Annotated in this window: 20 protein-coding genes; 12 read left to right on the plus strand and 8 right to left on the minus strand. The window is 56.8% G+C overall.

Annotated elements, in window-relative coordinates:
• Positions 1–68 precede the first annotated feature (68 nt).
• The gene (locus OE750_RS04585) at positions 69–1,076 is read left to right on the plus strand and encodes a GlxA family transcriptional regulator (protein WP_263761900.1); all 1,008 of its coding nucleotides are present in this window, start codon (positions 69–71) and stop codon (positions 1,074–1,076) included.
• Between the two features lie 178 nt (positions 1,077–1,254).
• On the opposite strand, the gene OE750_RS04590 is transcribed toward OE750_RS04585, so the two are convergent.
• Complete coding sequence (locus OE750_RS04590; protein WP_263761902.1) at positions 1,255–2,277, minus strand: PQQ-dependent sugar dehydrogenase; 1,023 nt, start codon at positions 2,275–2,277, stop codon at positions 1,255–1,257.
• A gap of 275 nt (positions 2,278–2,552) precedes the next feature.
• Between OE750_RS04590 and OE750_RS04595 the strand changes: the two genes are divergently transcribed.
• From OE750_RS04595 to OE750_RS04630, 8 genes are all read left to right on the plus strand, one after another.
• A complete protein-coding gene (locus OE750_RS04595) occupies positions 2,553–3,725 on the plus strand; it encodes a type III PLP-dependent enzyme (RefSeq protein WP_263761904.1) in 1,173 nt (390 codons plus the stop codon).
• A 140-nt stretch (positions 3,726–3,865) separates the two neighbouring features.
• Complete coding sequence (locus OE750_RS04600) at positions 3,866–5,050, plus strand: ABC transporter substrate-binding protein (protein ID WP_263761906.1); 1,185 nt, start codon at positions 3,866–3,868, stop codon at positions 5,048–5,050.
• A gap of 84 nt (positions 5,051–5,134) precedes the next feature.
• A complete protein-coding gene (locus OE750_RS04605) occupies positions 5,135–5,917 on the plus strand; it encodes an ABC transporter ATP-binding protein (RefSeq protein ID WP_263761908.1) in 783 nt (260 codons plus the stop codon).
• On the plus strand, positions 5,914–6,744 hold the full coding sequence (locus OE750_RS04610) for an ABC transporter ATP-binding protein (protein WP_263761910.1): 831 nt from the start codon (positions 5,914–5,916) through the stop codon (positions 6,742–6,744). The genes OE750_RS04605 and OE750_RS04610 overlap by 4 nt, the downstream gene beginning before the upstream one ends.
• A gap of 1 nt (position 6,745) precedes the next feature.
• The gene (locus OE750_RS04615; RefSeq protein WP_263761912.1) at positions 6,746–7,099 is read left to right on the plus strand and encodes a hypothetical protein; all 354 of its coding nucleotides are present in this window, start codon (positions 6,746–6,748) and stop codon (positions 7,097–7,099) included.
• Positions 7,100–8,110, plus strand: coding sequence for a branched-chain amino acid ABC transporter permease (locus tag OE750_RS04620; protein WP_263761914.1), 1,011 nt, complete (start codon positions 7,100–7,102; stop codon positions 8,108–8,110).
• On the plus strand, positions 8,107–9,411 hold the full coding sequence (locus OE750_RS04625; protein ID WP_263761916.1) for a branched-chain amino acid ABC transporter permease: 1,305 nt from the start codon (positions 8,107–8,109) through the stop codon (positions 9,409–9,411). Before OE750_RS04620 ends, OE750_RS04625 begins: the two co-directional genes overlap by 4 nt.
• A 5-nt stretch (positions 9,412–9,416) precedes the next feature.
• Positions 9,417–9,914 carry a hypothetical protein gene (locus OE750_RS04630; RefSeq protein ID WP_263761918.1) on the plus strand — a complete coding sequence of 166 codons (498 nt, stop codon included), beginning with the start codon at positions 9,417–9,419 and terminating at the stop codon, positions 9,912–9,914.
• Between the two features lie 50 nt (positions 9,915–9,964).
• Here OE750_RS04630 and OE750_RS04635 read toward each other — a convergent pair whose 3' ends face one another.
• Positions 9,965–11,503: a DUF853 domain-containing protein gene (locus OE750_RS04635; RefSeq protein WP_263761920.1), complete on the minus strand. Its 1,539-nt coding sequence runs from the start codon at positions 11,501–11,503 to the stop codon at positions 9,965–9,967.
• Positions 11,504–11,958: 455 nt separating this feature from the next.
• Between OE750_RS04635 and OE750_RS04640 the strand changes: the two genes are divergently transcribed.
• Positions 11,959–12,609, plus strand: a complete 651-nt coding sequence (locus OE750_RS04640; RefSeq protein WP_263761923.1) for an invasion associated locus B family protein — start codon at positions 11,959–11,961, stop codon at positions 12,607–12,609.
• A 56-nt stretch (positions 12,610–12,665) separates the two neighbouring features.
• Here OE750_RS04640 and OE750_RS04645 read toward each other — a convergent pair whose 3' ends face one another.
• From OE750_RS04645 to OE750_RS04660, 4 genes are read right to left on the minus strand one after another with little or no spacing between them, the layout of a single operon-like run.
• A complete protein-coding gene (locus OE750_RS04645; protein ID WP_263761925.1) occupies positions 12,666–13,874 on the minus strand; it encodes a beta-ketoacyl-[acyl-carrier-protein] synthase family protein in 1,209 nt (402 codons plus the stop codon).
• A 6-nt stretch (positions 13,875–13,880) separates the two neighbouring features.
• Positions 13,881–14,141: an acyl carrier protein gene (locus tag OE750_RS04650; protein WP_263761926.1), complete on the minus strand. Its 261-nt coding sequence runs from the start codon at positions 14,139–14,141 to the stop codon at positions 13,881–13,883.
• Between the two features lie 30 nt (positions 14,142–14,171).
• The gene (gene lpxD, locus OE750_RS04655) at positions 14,172–15,263 is read right to left on the minus strand and encodes a UDP-3-O-(3-hydroxymyristoyl)glucosamine N-acyltransferase (RefSeq protein ID WP_263761929.1); all 1,092 of its coding nucleotides are present in this window, start codon (positions 15,261–15,263) and stop codon (positions 14,172–14,174) included.
• A gap of 29 nt (positions 15,264–15,292) precedes the next feature.
• Positions 15,293–16,903, minus strand: coding sequence for a L,D-transpeptidase family protein (locus OE750_RS04660; protein WP_263761931.1), 1,611 nt, complete (start codon positions 16,901–16,903; stop codon positions 15,293–15,295).
• Positions 16,904–17,224: 321 nt separating this feature from the next.
• On the opposite strand from OE750_RS04660, the gene OE750_RS04665 reads away from it, so the two are divergent.
• Positions 17,225–17,803 carry a YcbK family protein gene (locus tag OE750_RS04665; RefSeq protein WP_412176196.1) on the plus strand — a complete coding sequence of 193 codons (579 nt, stop codon included), beginning with the start codon at positions 17,225–17,227 and terminating at the stop codon, positions 17,801–17,803.
• Positions 17,804–17,939: 136 nt separating this feature from the next.
• Positions 17,940–19,403 carry an amidase gene (locus tag OE750_RS04670; protein ID WP_263761935.1) on the plus strand — a complete coding sequence of 488 codons (1,464 nt, stop codon included), beginning with the start codon at positions 17,940–17,942 and terminating at the stop codon, positions 19,401–19,403.
• 215 nt (positions 19,404–19,618) lie between these two features.
• Here the strand turns inward: OE750_RS04670 and OE750_RS04675 are convergent, their stop codons facing one another.
• Together OE750_RS04675 and rlmN are read right to left on the minus strand one after the other, a co-directional pair.
• Entirely contained in the window at positions 19,619–19,798 is a 180-nt protein-coding gene (locus OE750_RS04675) for a hypothetical protein (protein WP_263761937.1), read from the minus strand.
• 122 nt (positions 19,799–19,920) lie between these two features.
• Positions 19,921–21,117 (minus strand): 23S rRNA (adenine(2503)-C(2))-methyltransferase RlmN, encoded by a 1,197-nt coding sequence (gene rlmN / locus OE750_RS04680; RefSeq protein ID WP_263762024.1) that lies wholly within the window; start codon positions 21,115–21,117, stop codon positions 19,921–19,923.
• Positions 21,118–21,330: the final 213 nt, after the last annotated feature.

Raw genomic sequence — 21,330 nt, forward strand, 5'->3', positions numbered from 1 at the left:
CCCAAAGCTCTGACCAAGTGGATAAATACGACACAAACGTGACGTGTTCGAATTGCGAAAGCCCCCGAATGAGTCTGCAACAACGCCCTACCATAAAACTTGAGCAAACGCCGAAAAAGCCACGGCGCTTTATTTTTGTTCTCCTCGACAACTTCACATTGCTCAGTTTCGCCTCGGCCGTCGAGGCTTTGCGCATTGCCAACCGTATGGCAGAGCACACGCTTTACGAGTGGAGCCTCGCAGGCGAAGGCGGTGTTTCGATTACTTGTTCGGCGGGCACAGAATTCAAGCTTGATATGGACCTTGGCGAAACCACCCGCGATGACACTGTTCTGGTATGCAGCGGAATCAATGTGCAAGCCGCAACAACCAGACGACTGGTCTCTTGGTTGCGCCGTGAAGCGCGCAAAGGCCCGATTGTCGGAGGGCTTTGCACAGCGGCTTACACTCTGGCCAAGGCCGGGCTGCTGGACGGCCGCCGCGCGACCATCCACTGGGAAAATCAGGACAGCTTTACCGAGGAGTTTGACGAGGTCGAGCTCACCAAATCGGTTTTTGTGATTGATAAGAACAGGTTGACCACGGCAGGCGGCACCAGCTCGATTGACTTGATGCTCAAAATCATAGCCGATGATCATGGTGAAGAATTGGCCAATGCTGTGGCAGACCAACTGATTTACTCGTCAATCCGCACCGATCAGGACACGCAGCGCCTGTCTGTTCCGACGCGCATCGGCGTGCGGCATCCCAAGCTGAGCCTTGTCATCCAGATGATGGAAGCCCACATCGAAGAGCCGATCAGCCCTGCCATTCTGGCGCGTGATGTGGGCATGTCCACACGCCAGCTCGAACGGTTGTTCCGCCGCTATCTCAACCGCTCGCCCAAGCGCTACTATATGGAGCTGCGGTTACAAAAGGCGCGTAATCTGCTGATGCAAACCGATATGAGCGTGATCAACGTGGCGCTGGCCTGTGGTTTTGCCAGCCCGAGCCATTTCTCCAAATGCTATCGTGCCCATTACAACACAACGCCCTATCGCGAGCGCGGCTCACAAGCGACACGCCTTTCGATCTGAGGGCAGAACGGCTCTTTCCTTTCCGACAGCCTCCAATCCTGATAATTTACTTTCTGCTTTTTCTTGCTGAAAATATCCTGGGGAGAGCGCGAGAGGGGCAAAGCCCTTCTCGCCCACCGCGATTTGGCGCAGCCAAAGCGCAAACCCTGAAGGACCGATCCGGCTTTTGAAAAATAGCTTACTCCGGCGGCGCAATCCTGTAGAGCGCGCCGTTGCCTTCGCTCAGAAACCAGACACCGCCTTTCGGCCCCTCACGCACATCGCGCACGCGCCGGGTTTCGCTCGTTTTGATCCGGCCAATCTGTTCCACCCCACCCGGAGCCATCACAGCGATATGGTCAAACTTGAGCGAGCCGACGAAGAAGCGGCCTTTCATGGCGGGCCAGCCCTTGCCCGAGTGGATTGCGAGGCCAGACGGAGCAATGCTGGGATCCCAATAGAATACGGGCTGCTCGTATCCGTCTTTGGCCGTTCCTTCGCCGATCTTGGCCCCCGAATAGTGAACGCCATATGAAATTACGGGCCAGCCGTAGTTCCGGCCCTGCCCGATGCGGTTGATCTCGTCACCGCCCTTGGCCCCGTGTTCATGCGCCCAGAGCTGGCCCGAACCGTCAAAAGCAAGGCCTTGCGGGTTGCGGTGACCTTTTGTCCAGACAGCCGAGCCGCGTGCTGGGTCGATCTCAACAATTGTTCCGTTGTGGCGTGCAGGGTCTTGGGCGGTGGGGCCATCGCCACGGTCTCCCATGGTGAGAAAGACTTTGCCGTCCGCGGCTTCAGCCAGCCGCCCGCCGAAATGCCGCCCGCCTGTGCTGTCGGACTGCATTTCAAAAATCTCGGTGAGATCAACAAGCCTGTTGCCCTCCAGCCGCGCCATGCTCGCCGCTGTCCCCACGCCTTTTTTGGCATAGCTGAGATATATTCGCCCGCTTGTTGCAAAGTCGCGCGCGGGCAGCACATCAAACAAGCCGCCCTGCCCCTTGTTTTCCGAAGCAGGCAACCCCGTAATCTCGCTTCGAGTGCCGTCGCGGCCAATCCGCCAGAGCTTGCCTCGCTTTTCCGTAACGAGCACATCCCCACCGGGCAGAAACCCGATACTCCATGGGCCGTTAAAGCCGGAGGCGATTTCGGTGATTTTGCCGATCTCTTGCGCATGGGCAGAAAGCGGCAGGCAAAGGGCGGCTGCAAGGATGAGATGTTTCATCTCCTCAAGGTAACCGCCAGCATGAGCCAATCAATTAACATAACCGTGATTGCAGCTTTTGAGCCATAATTTGCAGGTGTTTAAAGTTTTTTCATGCCCGTGCATTTTCCATATTGTCGCGACTCACTTTTGGCCTCATATGGCGAATTTATAGACGCCAACGCACGCGCCTCTGGCCTGTAGCATCAACGCACACGTGTTTACGTAGCGACGGTAACGTCTCCCTTTGGAACTGAGCGGCCATAACTCTGGCCGGGTCTATTTGGAGATGACCAATGACGATGCAACACCAAGGCGCTTTTGCGCCCTTCACTTCTGCTATCCCATCACGTCTTGACGCTTATATTGAAGCGCATGAATTTGATCGTCCGACTGTTGTTCTGGATACAGACCGCGTGCGCGCGCAATATCACCGCCTCAAAACAGGCCTTGGCCGTGCGCACATCCACTACGCTGTAAAAGCCAACCCCGAGCCAGCGGTGATTGCCGCGCTCGTGGCGGAAGGCTCAAGCTTTGATGCGGCCTCGCGTGGTGAAATCGAGCTTTGCCTCTCACAGGGCGCGCATCCTTCGCAGATTTCTTTTGGCAACACAGTCAAACGCGCGTCCGACATTGCATTTGCATATGCTGTAGGTGTGCGCCTTTTTGCGGCCGACAGCGCGCCAGAGCTCGAGAAGATCGCCGCCCATGCGCCGCACTCCCAAGTTTACATCCGCCTGCTCGTGGGTGTTTCAGAGGCCGACTGGCCGCTCAGCCGCAAGTTTGGCTGCGACGGTGTTATGGCGCTTGAATTGCTCGCCCATGCCCGCGCGCTGGGCCTTGAGCCGGTCGGCCTGTCGTTTCACGTGGGCTCCCAGACACGCCGTGCCGAAATGTGGGCAGCGCCCTTGGCGGCAATTGCCAAGACATGGCACGCCGCGCAGGCGCAAGGACATGATCTGAGCTTGCTCAACATCGGCGGCGGCTTTCCTGCATTTTATGGTGAAGCTATCGAGGCTCCGACAGAATACGCGGCCAATGTTATGACACAGGTTGATGCGCTGTTTGGCTGCCCTGCCCGCGTGATGGCCGAGCCTGGCCGCGGCCTTGTGGCAGAAGCGGGCGTGATTGTCTCCGAGGTTCTGCTTGTTTCACGCAAGTCGGAGAATGACATGGCGCGCTGGGTTTACCTTGATATCGGTCGCTTCTCGGGTCTTGCCGAAACCGAGGGTGAAGCGATCCGCTACCAGCTTGAAACAAGCAAAGACGGTAGCGAGCACGGCCCTTGCATCCTTGCAGGCCCAAGCTGTGACAGCGCTGATGTGATGTATGAAAAACGCCCCGTGCAAATGCCGCTTGACCTTGTGGCAGGGGACCGTGTGCTCATTCGCAACACGGGCGCTTACACCACGACTTACTCCAGTGTCGGCTTCAACGGCTTTCCGCCCCTTGATGTGCGCGTGATCTGAACCGCATGTAAACAGCGACCAAGCGTGTGCACTTCTGCTTAACGCTTGGTCAAGTTGCACAAAATCCTGCTTTTCTTTTCAGAACGCGGCGTTATTCTGCCCGTTAGTTAAAAACAAAAATACCACTAGGGAGAAGACACATGAAGAAACTACTTATGGCAACAGCCGCAACCGCGCTTATGGCGGGCGGTGCATTTGCAGAAGATGTCAAGATCGGCATCATCCTCGGCTTTACCGGCCCGTTGGAATCAATCACACCTGCCATGGCCGCCGGTGCCGAGCTGGCGATGAAAGAAGTCACAGACAGCGGCAAGTTCATGGATGGCTCAACCGTTGTGCCTGTGCGCGCTGACTCAACATGCATTGACGCCGCCGCCGCCACATCGGCTGCCGAGCGTCTTGTCACATCAGACGGTGTTGCTGGCATCATGGGCGCCGACTGCTCGGGCGTAACCGGCGCGATCCTGCAAAACGTGGCGCGTCCCAACGGTATCGTTATGGTCTCGCCATCGGCCACATCACCCGGCCTTTCAACAGCTGAAGACGACGGCCTCTTCTTCCGCACAGCGCCTTCAGATGCGCGCCAGGGTGTGATTGTTACAAACATCCTGCAAGACCGCGGCGTGAAAGAAATCGCCATCACCTATACAAACAATGACTATGGCAAAGGCCTTGCCGATGCGATCCAGACCGAGTTTGAAGCGGCTGGTGGCTCGGTGACGATTTCATCGGCTCACGAAGACGGCAAAGCCGACTACTCGGCTGAAGTTGGTGCGTTGGCCTCTGCGGGCGGCGAAGTCCTTGTTGTTGCAGGCTATGTTGACCAAGGCGGTTCAGGCGTTGTGCGCTCGGCTCTCGACACAGGCGCGTTTGACACCTTCTACTTCCCTGACGGAATGGTCGGTGTGAAACTCAACGAAAACTTCGGCGCAGAGTTGAACGGCTCATACGGCGCATACCCCGGCACAGACAGCGAAGGCGCTGGACAGTTTCTTGAACTGGCCAAGGGTGCGGGCTTTGACGGCACAGGCGCTTTCGCCCCTGAAAGCTACGATGCCGCAGCGCTTATGATGATGGCGATGGCAAAAGCAGGCTCCACAGCCTCAGCCGACTACAAAGACCACATCATGGATCTGGCCAACGCACCGGGCGAGAAAATCTTCCCGGGCGAGCTTGGCAAAGCCCTTGATCTGATCGCAGCGGGCACAGACATCGACTATGTCGGCGCAACTGCGGTTGAGCTGGTCGGAGCAGGCGAATCTGCCGGCAACTACCAAGAAATCGAGTTTGCCGATGGTGAATACTCGACAATCGGCTACCGCTGAGTTGTAGCTTAACGCAAACAGCCCGAGGCTTGCTTCGGGCTGTTTTGCATATCTATATAACGCGACAATTTGGGGGAGACATGCATGATTGAAGTGCATGATCTGCATAAGCACTTTGGCGGCTTTCATGCCGTTGACGGCGCTTCGCTGACCATTGAACAAGGTTCCATCACGGGGCTCATCGGCCCGAACGGTGCTGGAAAAACCACGCTGTTTAACGTGATTGCAGGTGTTTTACCGCCCACTTCGGGGCGCGTGATTATGGACGGTGAGGACATCACCGGCTTGCCGCCGCACGAACTCTTTCACAAGGGTTTGCTCAGAACCTTCCAGATCGCTCATGAATTCAGTTCGATGAGTTGCCGCGAGAACCTGATGATGGTTCCGTCCGGCCAATCGGGCGAAACGCTTTGGAACACATGGTTTGGCCGCAAACGCATTGCCGATGAGGAACGCGCGCTAAAGGCCAAGGCCGATGAAGTGCTGGAGTTTCTGACCATCGAACACCTGGCCGATCACAAGGCCGGTCAGGTCTCGGGTGGACAGAAAAAGCTGCTTGAACTTGGCCGCACCATGATGGTCGATGCCAAGATCGTATTCCTTGACGAAGTGGGCGCAGGCGTGAACCGCACCCTGCTCTACACCATTGCCGACACGATCAAACGCCTCAATACCGAGCGCGGTTATACCTTTGTTGTTATCGAGCATGACATGGATTTCATCGACATGCTTTGTGACCCTGTCATCTGTATGGCCGAGGGGCATGTGCTTGCGGAAGGCACATTGGCCGAGATCAAAGCCAACCCCGAAGTGATCGAGGCTTACCTTGGAACAGGGCTCAAGAATAAAGATAAGGTGGGCGCATGACTTCCAACCCATACCAGAACGATCGCGGCAACAAGGACCGCTCGATTGCCAACTCCAAAGGCGCGGGCGAGATAGTCTATCGCAAGGGCGGCCCTGCCAAACCGGGGCGTGACGGCACACCGTTTCTGATTGGCGAGAATATGACGGGCGGCTACGGCAAAAGCGGCCCCGATATTTTGCACAACTGCACCATTTCGGTTGATCGCGGCGAGATTGCCGTGATTGTCGGCCCAAATGGCGCGGGAAAATCCACGGCCATGAAAGCTGTATTCGGGATGCTGGACTTGCGCGAAGGCTCGGTGACGCTGGATGGCGAGGACATCACCGCGCTCAGCCCGCAGGACCGTGTTGTGAAGGGTATGGGCTTTGTGCCGCAAACCTCCAACATCTTCACCTCGCTCACAGTCGAGGAAAACCTCGAGATGGGCGCGTTTATCCGCACAGATGATTACAGGGACACGATGACACAGATTTACGATCTGTTCCCTATCCTGAAGGACAAACGCTATCAGGCTGCGGGCGAGCTTTCGGGCGGACAGCGCCAGCAGGTTGCCGTAGGCCGTGCGCTGATGACCAAGCCCAAACTTCTGATGTTGGACGAGCCGACAGCAGGCGTGTCGCCCATTGTGATGGACGAGCTGTTTGACCGTATTATTGACGTGGCCCGCACAGGTATCCCTATCTTGATGGTAGAGCAGAACGCACGCCAGGCGCTTGAAATTGCAGACAAAGGTTATGTTCTCGTGCAGGGCACAAACGGCCACACCGGCACAGGCAAAGAGCTTCTGGCAAATCCCGAAGTGCGCCAGAGCTTTCTGGGGGGCTGACATGATGCGCAGCACAATGGCCCTCGTGCTTGCACTGATCACAGGCCCGCTGCCGCTTCAGGCGGCAGAGGCTTTCCTCTGTACCTTTCAAACCGAGTGCTATGAGGACGAGGCCTGCGGCCCGTCCGAATTTGCCCTTGAAGTTCAGTTGGATGAGCAGAGCATTTCGACAGAAACAGGCGACTGGATCATCGTTGCCAAAAAATCCGAAGACGCGCTCATCACCATATTCGCAGCAGCCAAGGGCGCGGAATATCTCGTATCAATCACGCCCGAGGCCGCGCGCCTGAGCGGACATCTCAACACTGGGCCGCGCGCGATCCAGTATCTTGGCACTTGTGAAGGAGCCTTCTGAATGGACCTTTTGAACGCATTTGTGGCACTCGCCAACTTCGTTCTGATCCCTGCAACCGCTTATGGCGCGCAGCTTGCGCTCGGAGCGCTCGGGGTGACGCTGATCTATGGCATCCTGCGGTTCTCGAACTTCGCCCACGGCGACACGATGGCCTTCGGCGCGATGGTGACAGTGCTGTTTACGTGGTGGTTCCAGAGTATGGGCGTGAGCTTTGGCCCCATACCGACAGCTCTGCTCGCCCTGCCCTTCGGCATCCTCGGGTGTATCGGGCTTTTACTGCTGACGGACCGGATTGTTTACAAATTCTACCGTGAGCAAAAGGCAAAGCCCGTGATCCTTGTGATTGTCTCGATGGGTGTGATGTTCATAATGAACGGCCTTGTGCGCTTTATCATTGGTCCTGATGACCAGCGGTTCGCCGATGGCGAGCGCTTCATTGTTTCGGTGCGCAGGTTCAAGGAGATGACAGGGCTTGATGAAGGCCTCGCGATCAAAACCACCCAAGGGATCACCGTTGTCACCGCAGTTATCGTCGTTGCCATACTGTTCTGGTTTCTCAACCGCACGCGCACAGGCAAATCCATGCGCGCCTATTCGGACAACGAAGACCTTGCCCTGCTTTCGGGGATCAACCCCGAGCGGGTGGTTATGGTCACCTGGATCATTGTCGGCATCCTCGCCACTGTCGCAGGTGTGCTTTACGGCCTCGACAAAACCTTCAAACCTTTCGTCTACTTCCAGCTTTTGCTGCCGATCTTTGCCTCGGCGATTGTTGGCGGCCTCGGCAACCCTCTGGGCGCGATTGCGGGTGGCTTTGTCATCGCGTTTTCCGAAGTGACCGTGACCTACGCTTGGAAAAAGGTGTTGGTCTACGCGATGCCGGAGCAGCTTGAGCCGGACGGTTTGGTGCAACTTCTGAGCACCGATTACAAATTTGCCGTGAGCTTCGTGATCCTTCTGATCGTGCTCCTTTTCAAACCCACAGGTCTATTCAAGGGGCAGTCGGTATGAGCGATACACTCCGCAACAGCATTTATTTCGCGCTTGTCGCCTTGCTGATCATCGGCACAGGCATCTTGCAGTCGTGGAACTCCGCATTGTTCATTCTCAACATGGGGCTGGTCTCGGCCATCATGGCCTTGGGCGTGAATCTGCAATGGGGCTTCGCAGGGCTCTTCAACGTCGGCATCATGGGCTTTGTCGCGCTTGGCGGCCTTGCCACTGTGCTTGTTTCTTTGCCGCCCGTTGATGGCGCCTGGAGTGCAGGTGGTATGCGCATACTGATCGGTCTCGCGCTTGGTGCCATGAGCATTGTTTCGACCGTGTTGATTTACAAGCGCATGACCGCAGGCCGCCGGCGTAATATCGCGATCATTGCCGTTCTCGTTATCGGCTTCTTTGCGTTCCGTGCCGTCTTTGACGGCGGCGTTGAAGCCGTTGAAGCCATCAACCCCGCAGTTGCAGGCAATATCGGTGGCCTTGGTCTCCCTGTGTTGCTGGCTTGGCCCATTGGCGGCGTTTTTGCTGCGGGGGCCGCTTGGGCCATTGGCAAGGCGGCTCTTGGTCTTCGCTCCGATTATCTTGCTATTGCCACGCTGGGAATTGCCGAGATTGTCATCGCGGTGATGAAAAACGAAGACTGGATGGCGCGCGGTGTGAAGAACGTGATCGGCTTGCCCCGCCCCGTGCCCTACGAGATCGATTTGCAGAACTCGGCCTCTTTTGTCGAAAAGGCAAACGCCTACGGGATTGACCCTGTTACCGCGTCGACGCTTTGGGTGAAACTGCTCTATGCCGGCTTGTTTGCAGTTGTTCTGCTCATCCTGTTCATGATGGCGCAAGCCGCGCTCAAGAGCCCTTGGGGCCGTATGATGCGCGCGATCCGCGACAATGAGGTCGCTTCGGAAGCCATGGGCAAGGACGTAACTGCGCGGCACTTGCAGATATTTATCCTCGGCTCTGCCATCTGCGGTATCGCCGGTGCGATGATCACCACGCTTGATGGCCAGCTTACGCCCACCTCTTACCAGCCTTTGCGCTTTACCTTCCTTGTCTGGCTGATGGTCATCGTCGGCGGCTCGGGTAACAACCTCGGCGCTGTGCTCGGTGGCTTTGTGATCTGGTTCTTCTGGGTTCAGGTCGAGCCGATTGGCCTCGCCTTCCTTACGCTCATCACATCGGGCATGGCAGAGGGCAACGCATTCAAGGCGCATCTGCTGGATTCTGCGGCACACATGCGTCTGCTTACCATGGGTGTTATTCTGCTCTGTGTGCTCAGGTTCAGTCCGCGCGGGCTTATTCCGGAGAAGTAAGCAGCATGCATCCGCTTGTCCGCCCCGCCCTGAAGGGCGCCGGCTTCTTCGCGCTCGTCTGCGCCGCGCTCGTAGCCCTTTGGGTATTCGTGCCCAGGGGCGAGGTGAAGTGGTATCCTTCCCTCTGGATGCGCCTTGCCGCCGTCAGCCCGATGTTCTTTTCAACCACACTAGGGCGAGCGGTCTTTGCTGTTTTGAAACGGCGGATGGACGGGCGCGAGCGGGTTGTCTTTGCAGGGGCCTTCTGTCTCGGCGTCGGGGGCGTCGGTGTGCTGACAGAAGCAGCCATCACCTATGTTACCTTCGGGCAGGCCGACGGTCTGGGCTACTTCGAAATCCTGTTCCAGCCGCCTTCCTCGCGCTACACCATCGGTGTCTTCGCCAGCATCGGCTTTGCCAGCGCCTCGGTTCTGGCTGCGGGCTTTGTGGCGCTCATGTCAGTGCCTGTGCGTGTGCTCAGCATGGAGCATCAAAGCCGCGCTGCGGCAAGCAAAGCCGACTGATCATTGCGGCACTGTTGGAGCTTGGGTCCCCTCAAGCTCCAACAGCTTTGTTAACGCCCCTTGAAAAGCCCGCCCAGAATTCCACGAATGATACGGCGGCCCGTGGTTCCTTTCAGCTCGCGCACCACCTGTTTGGTCAACGCTTCCCCGAAGCTGTCACCACGGCTGCTGCGGGAAGACGAGCGTGAAACGCCTGTGCCTTCATAGCGCCGCACGGCCTTGAACTCGCGTTCTTTCTCTTCGGCTTCCACCTCGGCGCGCTCGGCGGCTTCGGCTTCACGGGCGGCGCTTTCGGCGCGCTCAGCCAGTATCTCGAAGGCTGAATGGCGGTCGAGCACCGCTTCGTATTTCCCTGCTATCTGTGAGGCGGCTATCACGTCGGCACGCTCTGCTTTGGTGAGAGGTCCAAGCTGAGAGCTGGGTGGACGAATGAGCGTGCGTTCGGCAATGCCCGGAACACCCTTGTCTTCCAAAAACGAGGTGACAGCCTCGCCGACACCGACTTCACGGATCGCTTCTTCAATGTCAAAACGCGGGTTTGCGCGGTAGGTTTCCGAGGCCAGCCGCAACGCTTTCTGGTCACGTGCCGTAAAGGCGCGCAAGGCGTGTTGCACACGGTTTCCAAGCTGGCCGAGGATATCATCGGGCACATCATCAGGGTTTTGGGTGATGAAATATACACCGACACCCTTGGAGCGAATAAGCCGCGCGACCTGCTCGACCTTATCCACCAACACTTTGGGCGCGCCTTCAAACAACAGATGCGCTTCGTCAAAGAAAAAGACGAGCTTGGGCTTATCGGGGTTGCCCACCTCGGGCAGCTCCTCAAACAGCTCTGACAGAAGCCAAAGCAGGAAAGTTGAGTAAAGCCGCGGCGACGACATAAGTGTGTCGGCCGCCAGCACATTGACCCGGCCGCGCCCGTCAGCCTCGACGGCCATAATATCGGTCAATGCGAGAGCAGGTTCGCCAAAGAGCTTGTCACCGCCCTGATTTTCAAGCACCAGAAGGCGGCGCTGGATTGCGCCGATGGAGGAAACAGAGACGTTGCCGTAGCGCAGGCTGAGCTGATCTTTGTTCTCACCGACCCAGACCAGAAGCGCCTGAAAGTCCTTGAGGTCGAGGAGCGGCATGCCTTCTTCATCGGCCACACGGAAAGCGATGTTCACCACGCCCTCTTGTGCCTCGGTCAGCTCCAGAAGCCGGGAAATCAGCAAGGGGCCCATTTCGGCCACAGTTGTGCGGATCGGGTGGCCCTGCTCGCCAAACAGATCCCAGAAGGTTACGGGAAAGTTTTCATAGCGATAGTCGGTGAAACCGATCTTTTCTGCCCGCGAGGTAAACGCGCCGTGGGTTTTGCTGGCATCGGAACCTGCCTTGGCCATTCCCGAAAGATCACCCTTCACATCGGCCATGAACACCGGCACGCCTGCATTCGAGAAACTCTCGGCCATGATCTGCAAGGTTACGGTCTTGCCAGTGCCGGTCGCGCCTGCAATCAGGCCGTGACGGTTGGCATATTTCAATTTGAGGGTCTGCGCTTCGTTTTGGTCGGCGCCGCCGCCACCCATGAAAATACTGTCTGTCAAAGCCGTTTCCCCTCGTGTTTTTACGTTGTTTTTGCGGCCTCTTCGATTCCGGACGCGTTGCACACACTATTTTAATGTTTTGGCCGCAGTATCAAGGCTGCTTCGCATCTCGTGTCCTCTTGGTGCGGGGCAAACTTCCTCCCTGTCTGACTAGGTCGCGCTTTCGGGCGCGGCCCTTTTTAACCAGTTGCCCCAACGGCCTGTTGACGCCTGCGACGTAATGTCATAGTCTATAAGGCAATATTAAGTCGGCCAAGTTCGACAGGGAGAGAAGACTGAAAAAGGAGCCTTGCGGCTCCTTTTTCTATGACACGCTCACCCCTTTCAAGTTTCAAAATTGTAATGCGTTGCGCTGATTTATGCTGATATGAAAAGCAACCTCTTCGTTTTGCCCCTGACACCTCGGGTGAGGCGTGATAGTCCGTATTCAAAGCGAAAATAACAGGTGGATACCCATGCATACTACATATCGCACAGCGCTTATTCTGGCGCTTCTGGCCGCACCCTTTAGCCTTTCGGCCCAAACCGCTACAGAAGAAGCTCCAGCCGAAACGGCAGAGCCTGTTCAGGAAGCCGTTGAGACAACAGATCCCGCCGCCGAGCCGGCACCTGACGAGCTGAGCCTTGGCGAAGAAGCCATCCCCGAACCTTACATCAAGACAGAATTTGGCGACTGGAAGCTCCAATGCCTGCGAGATCCAAACACACCTGAAGGCGAAGACGACGCCAACGAGCCTTGCCAGCTTTTTCAAGTGCTGCAAGACGATCAGGGAACCAACGTTGCAGAAATCACAATTTTCCCGCTGGCCGACGGCGGCAAAGCTGTTGCAGGCGCCAATATCCTCGTACCGCTGGAAACGCTTCTCTCGGCCCAGTTGACCATCCAGATCGACAATGGCAAAGCCCGTCGCTACCCCTATAGCTTCTGTAGCCCGATCGGCTGCTTTGCCCGTGTCGGCTTTACCGGAGAAGATATTGCGTCCATGAAAAAAGGGGCTAAAGCCAAGGTTCTGTTGCGCCCTGCTCCGGCACCTGATGCGGTTGTGACACTTGATATGTCACTTTCAGGTTTTACCGCCGGCTTTGACAGCCTCGAAGTCAAGTAAGCAAGTCTGACATTTTACAAAGCCGTCCGCCGAGATGCGGGCGGTTTTTTTGTGCCTCAAACGCGTTTGAGAGCAATCACGGCATTGAGCCCGCCAAAGGCAAATGCGTTCGACAGAACCGCGCTCACACGCGCCTCACGGGCCTCGTTTGGCACAATATCAAGCGCACATTCAGGATCCGCTTCTTCATAGCCGATCGTAGGCGCAATAATCCCGTCGCGCAGCGCCATGATGCAGGCCAAAAGCTCCACTGCCCCTGTGCCGCCAATCAGATGCCCGTGCATTGACTTGGTGGAAGAGATCATCAGCTTGTCCGCATGCGTCCCGAAAGCATCGGCCACAGCGGCGCATTCGGTTTTGTCATTCGCCGCAGTGCCTGTGCCATGGGCGTTGATGTAGCCCACATCCTCGCGGTTGAGCTTCGCATCGCGCAGTGCCCCCGCGATGGCGCGCGCGGCGCCTTGCTTGGAAGGCATCACAATGTCGGCGGCGTCGGATGTCATGGCAAAGCCTGCGACTTCGGCCAATATCTCGGCTCCGCGCGCACGGGCGTGCTCGTATTCCTCAAACACGAAGATGCCTGCGCCCTCGCCCTGCACCATGCCGTTACGGTTGGCGCTGAAGGGGCGGCAAGCGTCTTTTGACATAACGCGCAAGCCTTCCCAGGCTTTCACCCCGCCAAAGCATAACATGCTCTCGGAGCCCCCCGTGATCATCACAGGCGCTGCCCCGCCATGCACCATCTGGAAGGCCTGTGCCATGGCGTGGTTGGAGCTTGCGCAGGCCGAAGCTACGGTAAAGCTTGGCCCCTTCACGTTAAACTCCATGCTCACATGGCTGGCGGCGGCATTGTTCATAAGTTTGGGAACCACGAAGGGATGCACGCGGTTCTTGCCCTCTTCATAGACGGAGCGGTAGTTGTCATCGAGCGTGGTCATCCCGCCGCCCGAATTGCCAAGGATCACCCCCGAGCTGGCCGCAAGCTCACCCGAAAACTCAAGGCCTGACTGGGCAATCGCTTCGCGTGCGGCAATGAGGGTGAACTGGGTGAAACGGTCATAAAGCGCAAGTTGCTGGCGGTTGAACAGTGCCTCGGGCTCAAAGCCCTGCACTTGTGCGCCGATCTGAACGGCCAGTCGCTCTACATCACGCATGACAAGCGGACCAATACCGCAGCGCCCCTCGGCCATTGCCTTCAGCGTGTCAGGCACATTATGCGCCAGCGCGTTGATCGTGCCGGCGCCAGTGATAACCACTCGTTTCATGGTCTATCAGCCTTTTTGTGCAGCAATCAGCGTTTCAATGCCTTTAACAATGCTGGCAACACTGGAAATATCAAACTCCGATTTCTGCGGCTCGTTTGCGTTGAAAGGGATTGAAATATCAAACGCCTCTTCTATCGCGAAGATGCTTTCGACAAGGCCGAGGCTGTCGATGCCAAGGCTCTCCAGCGTGCTGTCCATCGTTACATCCGAGGGCTCAAGCACAGCCTGCTCCGCGATGATCGTGATCACTTTATCCTGAATGCTCATGTCACCCCCAAGTGGCTGCCTGCCGCTTATCTAGTCACTCTTGTCGTTTTTGAAAACCGCTTTTTGCAGCTCGGCCACCTGTTTCATAAGCCGTGGCAGGCGGCGCATGGCTTTGTATGTCTCGACATGGGTTTCCATTTTAACAGCAGGATAGCCAAGCAAAACACGCCCCTTGGGCACGTTGGTGAAAATCTTGGTCGCGCCCCCCGCGATTACGTTGTCACCGACAAAGATATTGTCATTCAGCCCGACCTGCCCCGCAAACACACAGTTGTTGCCGATGGTCGAAGAGCCTGCCATACCGACCTGCCCACAGATGAGGCAATCGGTTCCGATAACTACGTTGTGGCCGATATGCACGAGGTTATCGAGCTTGGTGCGCGCGCCAATGCGGGTGTCGCGCACTGTGCCACGGTCAATGCAGGCATTCGCCCCGATTTCGCAATCATCTCCGATGTGCACCGCCCCGAGTGAATGGATGCGCTCCCAATGCTGGCTCTCGCCTTCGCCCTGATCTCCGAGTGACGCGCGCGTGCGTTCCACAGCACTTTCCTCGGGCGTGACAAAGCTGAAGCCGTCACCGCCGATCACCGCGCCCGGCTGCACGATCACCCGCGCACCAAGCGTGGTGCGCGCACCGATGCGCACGCCCTCGCGGATAAAGCACCCCTCGCCCACCAGCGCATTGGTTCCGATAAACGCCTGCGGCCCGACAACACTGCCCGCCCCGATCTGTGCCCCCGCCCCGATCACGGCAAGAGGGCCAACTGACACGCCTTCGCCAAGCTGCGCTGACGGATCAATCACAGCAGAGGGATGTATTCCCTCAGAGAAGCCTTCACCCTGATCAAACTGGCGGCTCAGCCCTGAAAGGGCATAACGAGGCCGTGGAGGAATGATTGCTGCTTTGAGGCCAAGCGCCTCATAATCAGCGCCTTCCCACAAGACCGCCGCCAAGGCGCTGCCCTCAGCGAGCTTTTCGGCAAAAGCCGGTTTCATCGCCAGTGCAAGCGCACGCGGGCCTGCATCCTGAGGCTCGGCAACACTGTCAATCTCAATGGAAAGATCGCCCAGAGCCTTTGCCCCGAGCGATCTTGCAATGGTTTCAATCGTATACATCATGGCCCGTTCCTGCTTGTGGGCCTCAAGGCTTAGCCCTGAACCGCCCGAAGCACCACCCCTGCTTTCGCAAGCGCATTCCAGATTTTCGCATCGCGGCCATAGACATCACGGCGGAAGTTTATGCCGCCTTTGGCCTGGGTCACGGCTGTGCGGTAAATGATATGCACCGGAACAGACTGTTCGAGCTGAACCACAGTTTCCCGATTGGTCTTCAGGTGACGCTGGAACACACCCTTCGGGTCGCTCTCCTGCTTGGCGAGAAGTGCATAGGCGAAATCAAACGGATCACTCAGGCGCACACAACCATGGCTGTAAGCACGGGTTTCATTGTTGAACAGGTTCTTGGACGGCGTATCATGCAGGTAGATATTGTATTTGTTGGGAAACATGAACTTCACCAGACCAAGCGCATTGCGGCGAGAAGGCGGCTGTTTGATAGCATAGGGGAAGTTGCTTGCCGTATATTTGGAGAAGTTGATCTGGCTGCGCGCAACTTTACGTCCCCGGCTGTCATAAAGCTGCAAATGGCCGGCAGCATTGGCGTTGCGCTTCATCATCGGCAGATATTCTTTAGTGGCAATCGAGCGTGGCACATTCCATGTCGGGTTGATCACCATAAACTCCATCACATCCGAAAACTCCGGTGTGCGGCGGTCACTGTCATTTGCGCCCACAACAGAGCGGGTCTCGAAGGTGACCTTACCATTATCGACGATACGCGCTGAAAAGTCTGTAATGTTCACAAGAATGTGGCGTTTGCCGCGGTCCTGATTGACCCAGCGTTCACGCTCAAGCGCCACAATGATTGATTTCAGTCGGTCGGCTGCCGATGTGTTGATCTCAGCCATAGTTCCTGCCCCCGCAACGCCATCAGCAACAAGGCCATGATCTTGCTGGAACTTCTGCACAGCGGCTTGCAGGTTGCCGTCATAGTTTGGCGAAGCAGTGCGCCCGATATAGCCCATTGCTCCGAGGCGGTCGCGCATGGCGACAACAGCATTGCCCGACTGGCCCGGCTTGAGAGATTTGGCCGGCACTTCGTTTCCATAGCCCCCGGCTGCCACGAGTTTTTCAAAGCGCAGCTTTTCTTTGAGCAGGCGGGAATACTCCGGAGTTTTGGGCGGTAGGGCTTTAAAGAAGCTGTTGGGGTTCGATTTCGCAAAGTTCACCAGATAGCTTCCGCGCGCACGGTAAGGAACGGCGCGGACGATTCCACTGTCGATCCGGCTTGGGACAAGCGCCCCTGTCTGCATGTTCTCGGAAAGCTCCAGAAACACGCGGCTCATTTCGACTTCCACAAGCCCGCGCGTGCGCGGATTGTTTGCGGCCTTCAACTTTGCCATAAGGCCCGGTGCGTCATAGCGCTGTGAAGGCAACCCGTGCACATCCGCCTCGTCGATCGCTTTGAAGAGCGCTTTGCGGCGCTGCGCGTCCTTGCCGAAAGCGCCAGTCCAGATCCCGCTGTAATTATTCGCCTGATAAAACGCGGCGATATCCTTATCACGTGCGGCAGCCTCGGCAATGGCCTGCTTGAAAGCTGTGACCTGCGCCGAAGCCGATGTGGGAAGCGCCAAGCTCCCTGCGATGGCAAGAATAAAAGCCAAAACAAGGCTGTGAAATCGGATTGCGGAAATAGTCATAGAGCCCCCACTCGATATTTTTATTGTTCACACGTCGTCAACGATCTTTTGATATAGGTCAAACGCGCTGTCTACTCACAAGTGTATTATCGGGCCGTCAGAAAGGGGAACTTATGCAACTATGTCGCATAATAAGGCCGAATTGGGCAGTTTTGCAGATTTTCAGCAAATTTCTGCCGAAAACGCTGGCTATCCAAGGATTACCTCAAAGTGATCTTGGCCCTTGATTCGAAGTATGTAATAAGATCAGGACATCTTGGGGGATGTAGGCAGAACACGCGGGACACACCGCGAAACAGGTAAGAGCGACGGGACGGCGCTATGACTATGAAACAGACATCGAGCTCAGCGAGCATTTCCAGACGTGCACTTCTTGGAGCCTTCGCGGCAACAGCACTTGTGGCAGCTCCGACATACTCCAAAGCTGCAGGCTTTCTGCGCGGATCAGGCGACATTCGCCGCATCAAGATGTATTCCGCGCGCACCGGCGAAAAAATTGATATGATCTACTGGGTCGAGGGCGACTACATCAAAGATGCCGTGCAGGAAGTGAACCACTTCATGCGCGACTGGCGCACAGGAGATGTGAAAAACATGGACCTGCGCACAATCGATATCATGGCCGCGTCTCACAACCTTCTCGGCATCAACGAGCCTTACATGCTCCTGTCAGGTTACCGCAGCCCCAAAACAAACAACATGTTGCGTTCGCGTTCCAGCGGTGTTGCCAAGAACTCTCTGCACCTCAAAGGTCAGGCCGCCGATTTGCGCCTCGCCTCCCGTTCGGTCAGCCAGATGAGCCGTGCAGCCGCGTCTTGCGCTGCGGGTGGCGTCGGGCGTTACTCGGGTTCGAACTTCGTTCACATGGATTGCGGCCCCGTTCGCACATGGGGCAGCTAAAGCCGGAATACCAAAGCCCGGCTCCCTTACCTGCTACGATTTATCTTAATAACAAGACCAACCCGCTTTCCGGCGGGTTTTTCTTTGCAGACAGCCTCGATTTGCCTCTAACCTCACAGCAAATAAGGAGCGCACAATGTCAGATTATCACTCTCACGATGCGACGGGGCTTGCCCGGCTGGTCGCCACAGGCGAAACCACCGCACACGCTTTACTCGACATCGCGCTATCGGAAACAGCACGGCTCAACCCGGCACTCAACGCCGTGACAATGCTCAACGAACCCGCTGCCCGTGAGGCGATTGATCGTGGTCTGCCTGAAGGCCCTCTCAAAGGCGTTCCTTTTCTCATGAAAGACCTCAAATGCGAGGCCCGCGCCTATGCGACAAACAACGGTTCCAAGTTCTTCGCGGACCATCGCTGGAGCTACGACTCCGAGATGTTTACCCGCATGAAACGCACAGGCGTTGTGCCCTTTGCGCGGACAACTTCGCCCGAACTGGGTGTTGGTCCTGTCACAAATGCGCAGGTCTACGGTGGGCCGACCTGCAATCCCTGGGATCTGTCGCGCACCTCTGGCGGCTCTTCAGGCGGTTCGGCAGCAGCTGTAGCGGCTGGTATTGTCCCTGCCGCCCATGGATCCGATGGTGGCGGATCGGTGCGCATCCCGGCTGCCTCCTGCGGCCTTGTCGGGATCAAACCGACCCGTGCGCGCTTTCCCTGTGGCCCCGCCTCTGGCGAGGGTTGGGCGGGCATGTCGCTTGACGGCTTTCTCACCCGCTCCCTGCGTGACAGTTGCACTCTCATGGATGCTGTTACCGGCTCCGACCTCGGCGCGCCCTATCACGCACCGCCCATGCACGAAAGCTTCACAGACGCGCACCGCCGCGCACCCCGAAAGCTCAAAATCCGCTATGTCGAAGGAACGTTGCACGGCCCTGAAACACATCCCGAGTGCCGGAAAGCTGTTCTGGAAACAGCAAGCCTTCTCAGTGGCTTGGGGCATGAAGTTGAAGCATATATTCCCCCTGAAAGCCTAGATGTGCCGCAGATGATGGCAGCCTGGACCATCACGGTTGCCTGCGGCACAGCACTCAGCATCCAGAACGCTGCCAAAGCCCGTGGTGAGGAGATTGACGAAAGTCTTCTGGAAGGCGTTACCCGTGGCGCGCTCAAACTGGCCGAGAGCCTCACCGGCCCCGACTATCTCAACGCGGTCAACCAGTTACATGCCTTCGGGCGGCGCATGGCAGCAGAGTTTCTCGATTGTGATGTGCTGCTCACCAGCACTTTGGCCGAACCGCCTTGCAACACAGAAAGGCTCAAACCCGATTGCGAGGATTTCACCGCCTATCGCACAGGCAAAGGCGGCTGTTTTGAATATTCGCCTTTCACCGCGGCGTTCAATGCCTCGGGTCAGCCCTGCATGTCGTTGCCGCTTTATTGGACAGAGGATGCGCTGCCCATCGGGGTGCATTTCGCCATGGCCACAGGCGAGGATGCCGAGCTTGTCGCATTGGCCGCGCAGCTTGAAAGTGCCGCAAATTGGGCTCCGCAACAAACAAAGCTTATCAAAGCTGGCGGTCTCTGGCCGCGCTAGCGCAGTTTCATCACCCTCACACCGTGCGGTAAGGTCGACAGATAACTGCCCTCAGCCGTGCGCGTGATCGTATAGCCAAGGCGGGCGAGCCGCCTTTGACGTTCTTGTAACGTTTCGTTGCTCAGAAGAATCGGCGCAACAAGCGCCTTGATCTGGCCCAACACAGCGGAGTCACAGTGTTGATAGAGGGGTTGGCATGAACGGTGAGCCATTGCTCAACCCATCAGCGCGCAAAGATCATTACCTCGAAGAACCGAAGTCACGTAACGGCCCGTCTCGCTCTCACGGATCGCATATCCATAGCCGCGCAGGCGGTGTTTCCATTCGCGGTCTGAAACGGCCAGCTTGCGCTCGCGCAGCACCACATCGCGGATTGTTTCGATATCATTTCTCATTTTTTAATCCTCAATTATTCGTAAAAACACACTGTTCACGAAATCAGCATTGTCTTGAGCTGTGGCCAAGGTTTAGCCGAAAAGAGGAAACAAAAAGATTTACATGGTCATATTAAGGCCGATCAGCCGTTCAGCCCCGCTTCTGCCTCAATCTGGCGGCGCGATTTGCGGGCGCGCTCTGTGGCCGACTTGAGCTGCCCACAGGCCGCCATGATATCTTCACCGCGCGGGCGGCGGATCGGCGAAGAATATCCGGCCTTATAGACCACCTCGGCAAATTTTTCGATCTGCTCACGGTCTGAGCGCTCATAGGCAGAGCCGGGCCATTCGTTAAACGGGATCAGGTTGATCTTGGCGGGAATGCCCTTGATCAGTTTCACAAGCCGCCGCGCATCCTCGACAGAGTCGTTTACACCTTTGAGCATCACATATTCAAAGGTGATCCGCTCCGAATTGCTCAGCTTGGGATACTCGCGAAGTGTGGCAAGCAGCGTTTCAATATTCCAGCGCTTGTTGATCGGCACAAGAACATCACGCACCTCATCGGTTGTCGCGTGAAACGACACCGCCAGCAAACAGCCGATCTCTTCAGCAGTTTTGGCAATCTCCGGCACAACACCGGACGTTGAAAGCGTAATACGTCGACGGGAGAGTGAAATCCCCTCCCCGTCCATGGCGATTTTCATCGCGTCACGCACATTGTCAAAGTTATAGAGCGGCTCGCCCATCCCCATAAGCACGATGTTGGACAACAAACGCGGTGGAGCATCTGCTGTGCTCACGCCAGGTTCGGGCCATTCATCAAGGTCATCGCGCGCCACCATGACCTGACCGATAATCTCACCGGCCGTCAGGTTACGCACAAGCTTCTGTGTGCCTGTGTGGCAAAAAGTGCAGGTCAGAGTGCAGCCGACCTGGCTTGAGATACAAAGTGTCCCGCGGTTTGTCTCGGGGATGTAAACAACCTCGACTTCATGGCCCCCCGCAATTTTTACAAGATATTTGCGTGTCCCGTCATCAGAGACTTGCTTCGTTACAACTTCAGGCACCTCGATCACAAAAGCAGCGTCAAGCTCGGCGCGGAAGGCTTTGGAGAGGTTGGTCATCTCGGCAAAATCGCGCTTGCCCCACTGGTAGACCCACTGCCAGACCTGATTGACCCGCATCTTGAGTTGCTTCTCGGGGGTGCCGATACGCGCGAACTCCGCCTTCAAAGCGTCGCGGGTAAGTCCGACAATATTGACTTTCCCGTCTGGCCCTTCGGGGCGCTTGCGGGGGATGGTCACCACATCAGGTGTGACAGGAGCCGGGCTCTTCATGTCGTCAGTCATTGAATTTACCTTTCGCACGATACGGCTTCATATAGGATTCGCTATGGTTTCGGCAACCCGCAGCAAAAGGCGCGTTTCATCGGCCAATATAGGCCGCTTTCCCCACATCTGCACTGAAAACGGCCAAATTGTGTGCAATGGTATACATTTCTGCGCCGCCCCCCCTTGATTGGATTTGAAACATCATGCAAAAGCAGGGCA

This window comes from Lentibacter sp. XHP0401, assembly GCF_025751535.1.
GTDB lineage: Bacteria > Pseudomonadota > Alphaproteobacteria > Rhodobacterales > Rhodobacteraceae > Lentibacter.

Coding starts and splice junctions, on each gene's coding strand:
- OE750_RS04585 (WP_263761900.1), top strand. CDS start 69: ATGAGTCTGCAACAACGCCCTACCATAAAACTTGAGCAAACGCCGAAA.
- OE750_RS04590 (WP_263761902.1), bottom strand. CDS start 2,277: ATGAAACATCTCATCCTTGCAGCCGCCCTTTGCCTGCCGCTTTCTGCC.
- OE750_RS04595 (WP_263761904.1), top strand. CDS start 2,553: ATGACGATGCAACACCAAGGCGCTTTTGCGCCCTTCACTTCTGCTATC.
- OE750_RS04600 (WP_263761906.1), top strand. CDS start 3,866: ATGAAGAAACTACTTATGGCAACAGCCGCAACCGCGCTTATGGCGGGC.
- OE750_RS04605 (WP_263761908.1), top strand. CDS start 5,135: ATGATTGAAGTGCATGATCTGCATAAGCACTTTGGCGGCTTTCATGCC.
- OE750_RS04610 (WP_263761910.1), top strand. CDS start 5,914: ATGACTTCCAACCCATACCAGAACGATCGCGGCAACAAGGACCGCTCG.
- OE750_RS04615 (WP_263761912.1), top strand. CDS start 6,746: ATGATGCGCAGCACAATGGCCCTCGTGCTTGCACTGATCACAGGCCCG.
- OE750_RS04620 (WP_263761914.1), top strand. CDS start 7,100: ATGGACCTTTTGAACGCATTTGTGGCACTCGCCAACTTCGTTCTGATC.
- OE750_RS04625 (WP_263761916.1), top strand. CDS start 8,107: ATGAGCGATACACTCCGCAACAGCATTTATTTCGCGCTTGTCGCCTTG.
- OE750_RS04630 (WP_263761918.1), top strand. CDS start 9,417: ATGCATCCGCTTGTCCGCCCCGCCCTGAAGGGCGCCGGCTTCTTCGCG.
- OE750_RS04640 (WP_263761923.1), top strand. CDS start 11,959: ATGCATACTACATATCGCACAGCGCTTATTCTGGCGCTTCTGGCCGCA.
- OE750_RS04645 (WP_263761925.1), bottom strand. CDS start 13,874: ATGAAACGAGTGGTTATCACTGGCGCCGGCACGATCAACGCGCTGGCG.
- OE750_RS04650 (WP_263761926.1), bottom strand. CDS start 14,141: ATGAGCATTCAGGATAAAGTGATCACGATCATCGCGGAGCAGGCTGTG.
- lpxD (WP_263761929.1), bottom strand. CDS start 15,263: ATGATGTATACGATTGAAACCATTGCAAGATCGCTCGGGGCAAAGGCT.
- OE750_RS04660 (WP_263761931.1), bottom strand. CDS start 16,903: ATGACTATTTCCGCAATCCGATTTCACAGCCTTGTTTTGGCTTTTATT.
- OE750_RS04665 (WP_412176196.1), top strand. CDS start 17,225: ATGACTATGAAACAGACATCGAGCTCAGCGAGCATTTCCAGACGTGCA.
- OE750_RS04670 (WP_263761935.1), top strand. CDS start 17,940: ATGTCAGATTATCACTCTCACGATGCGACGGGGCTTGCCCGGCTGGTC.
- OE750_RS04675 (WP_263761937.1), bottom strand. CDS start 19,798: ATGAGAAATGATATCGAAACAATCCGCGATGTGGTGCTGCGCGAGCGC.
- rlmN (WP_263762024.1), bottom strand. CDS start 21,117: ATGAAGAGCCCGGCTCCTGTCACACCTGATGTGGTGACCATCCCCCGC.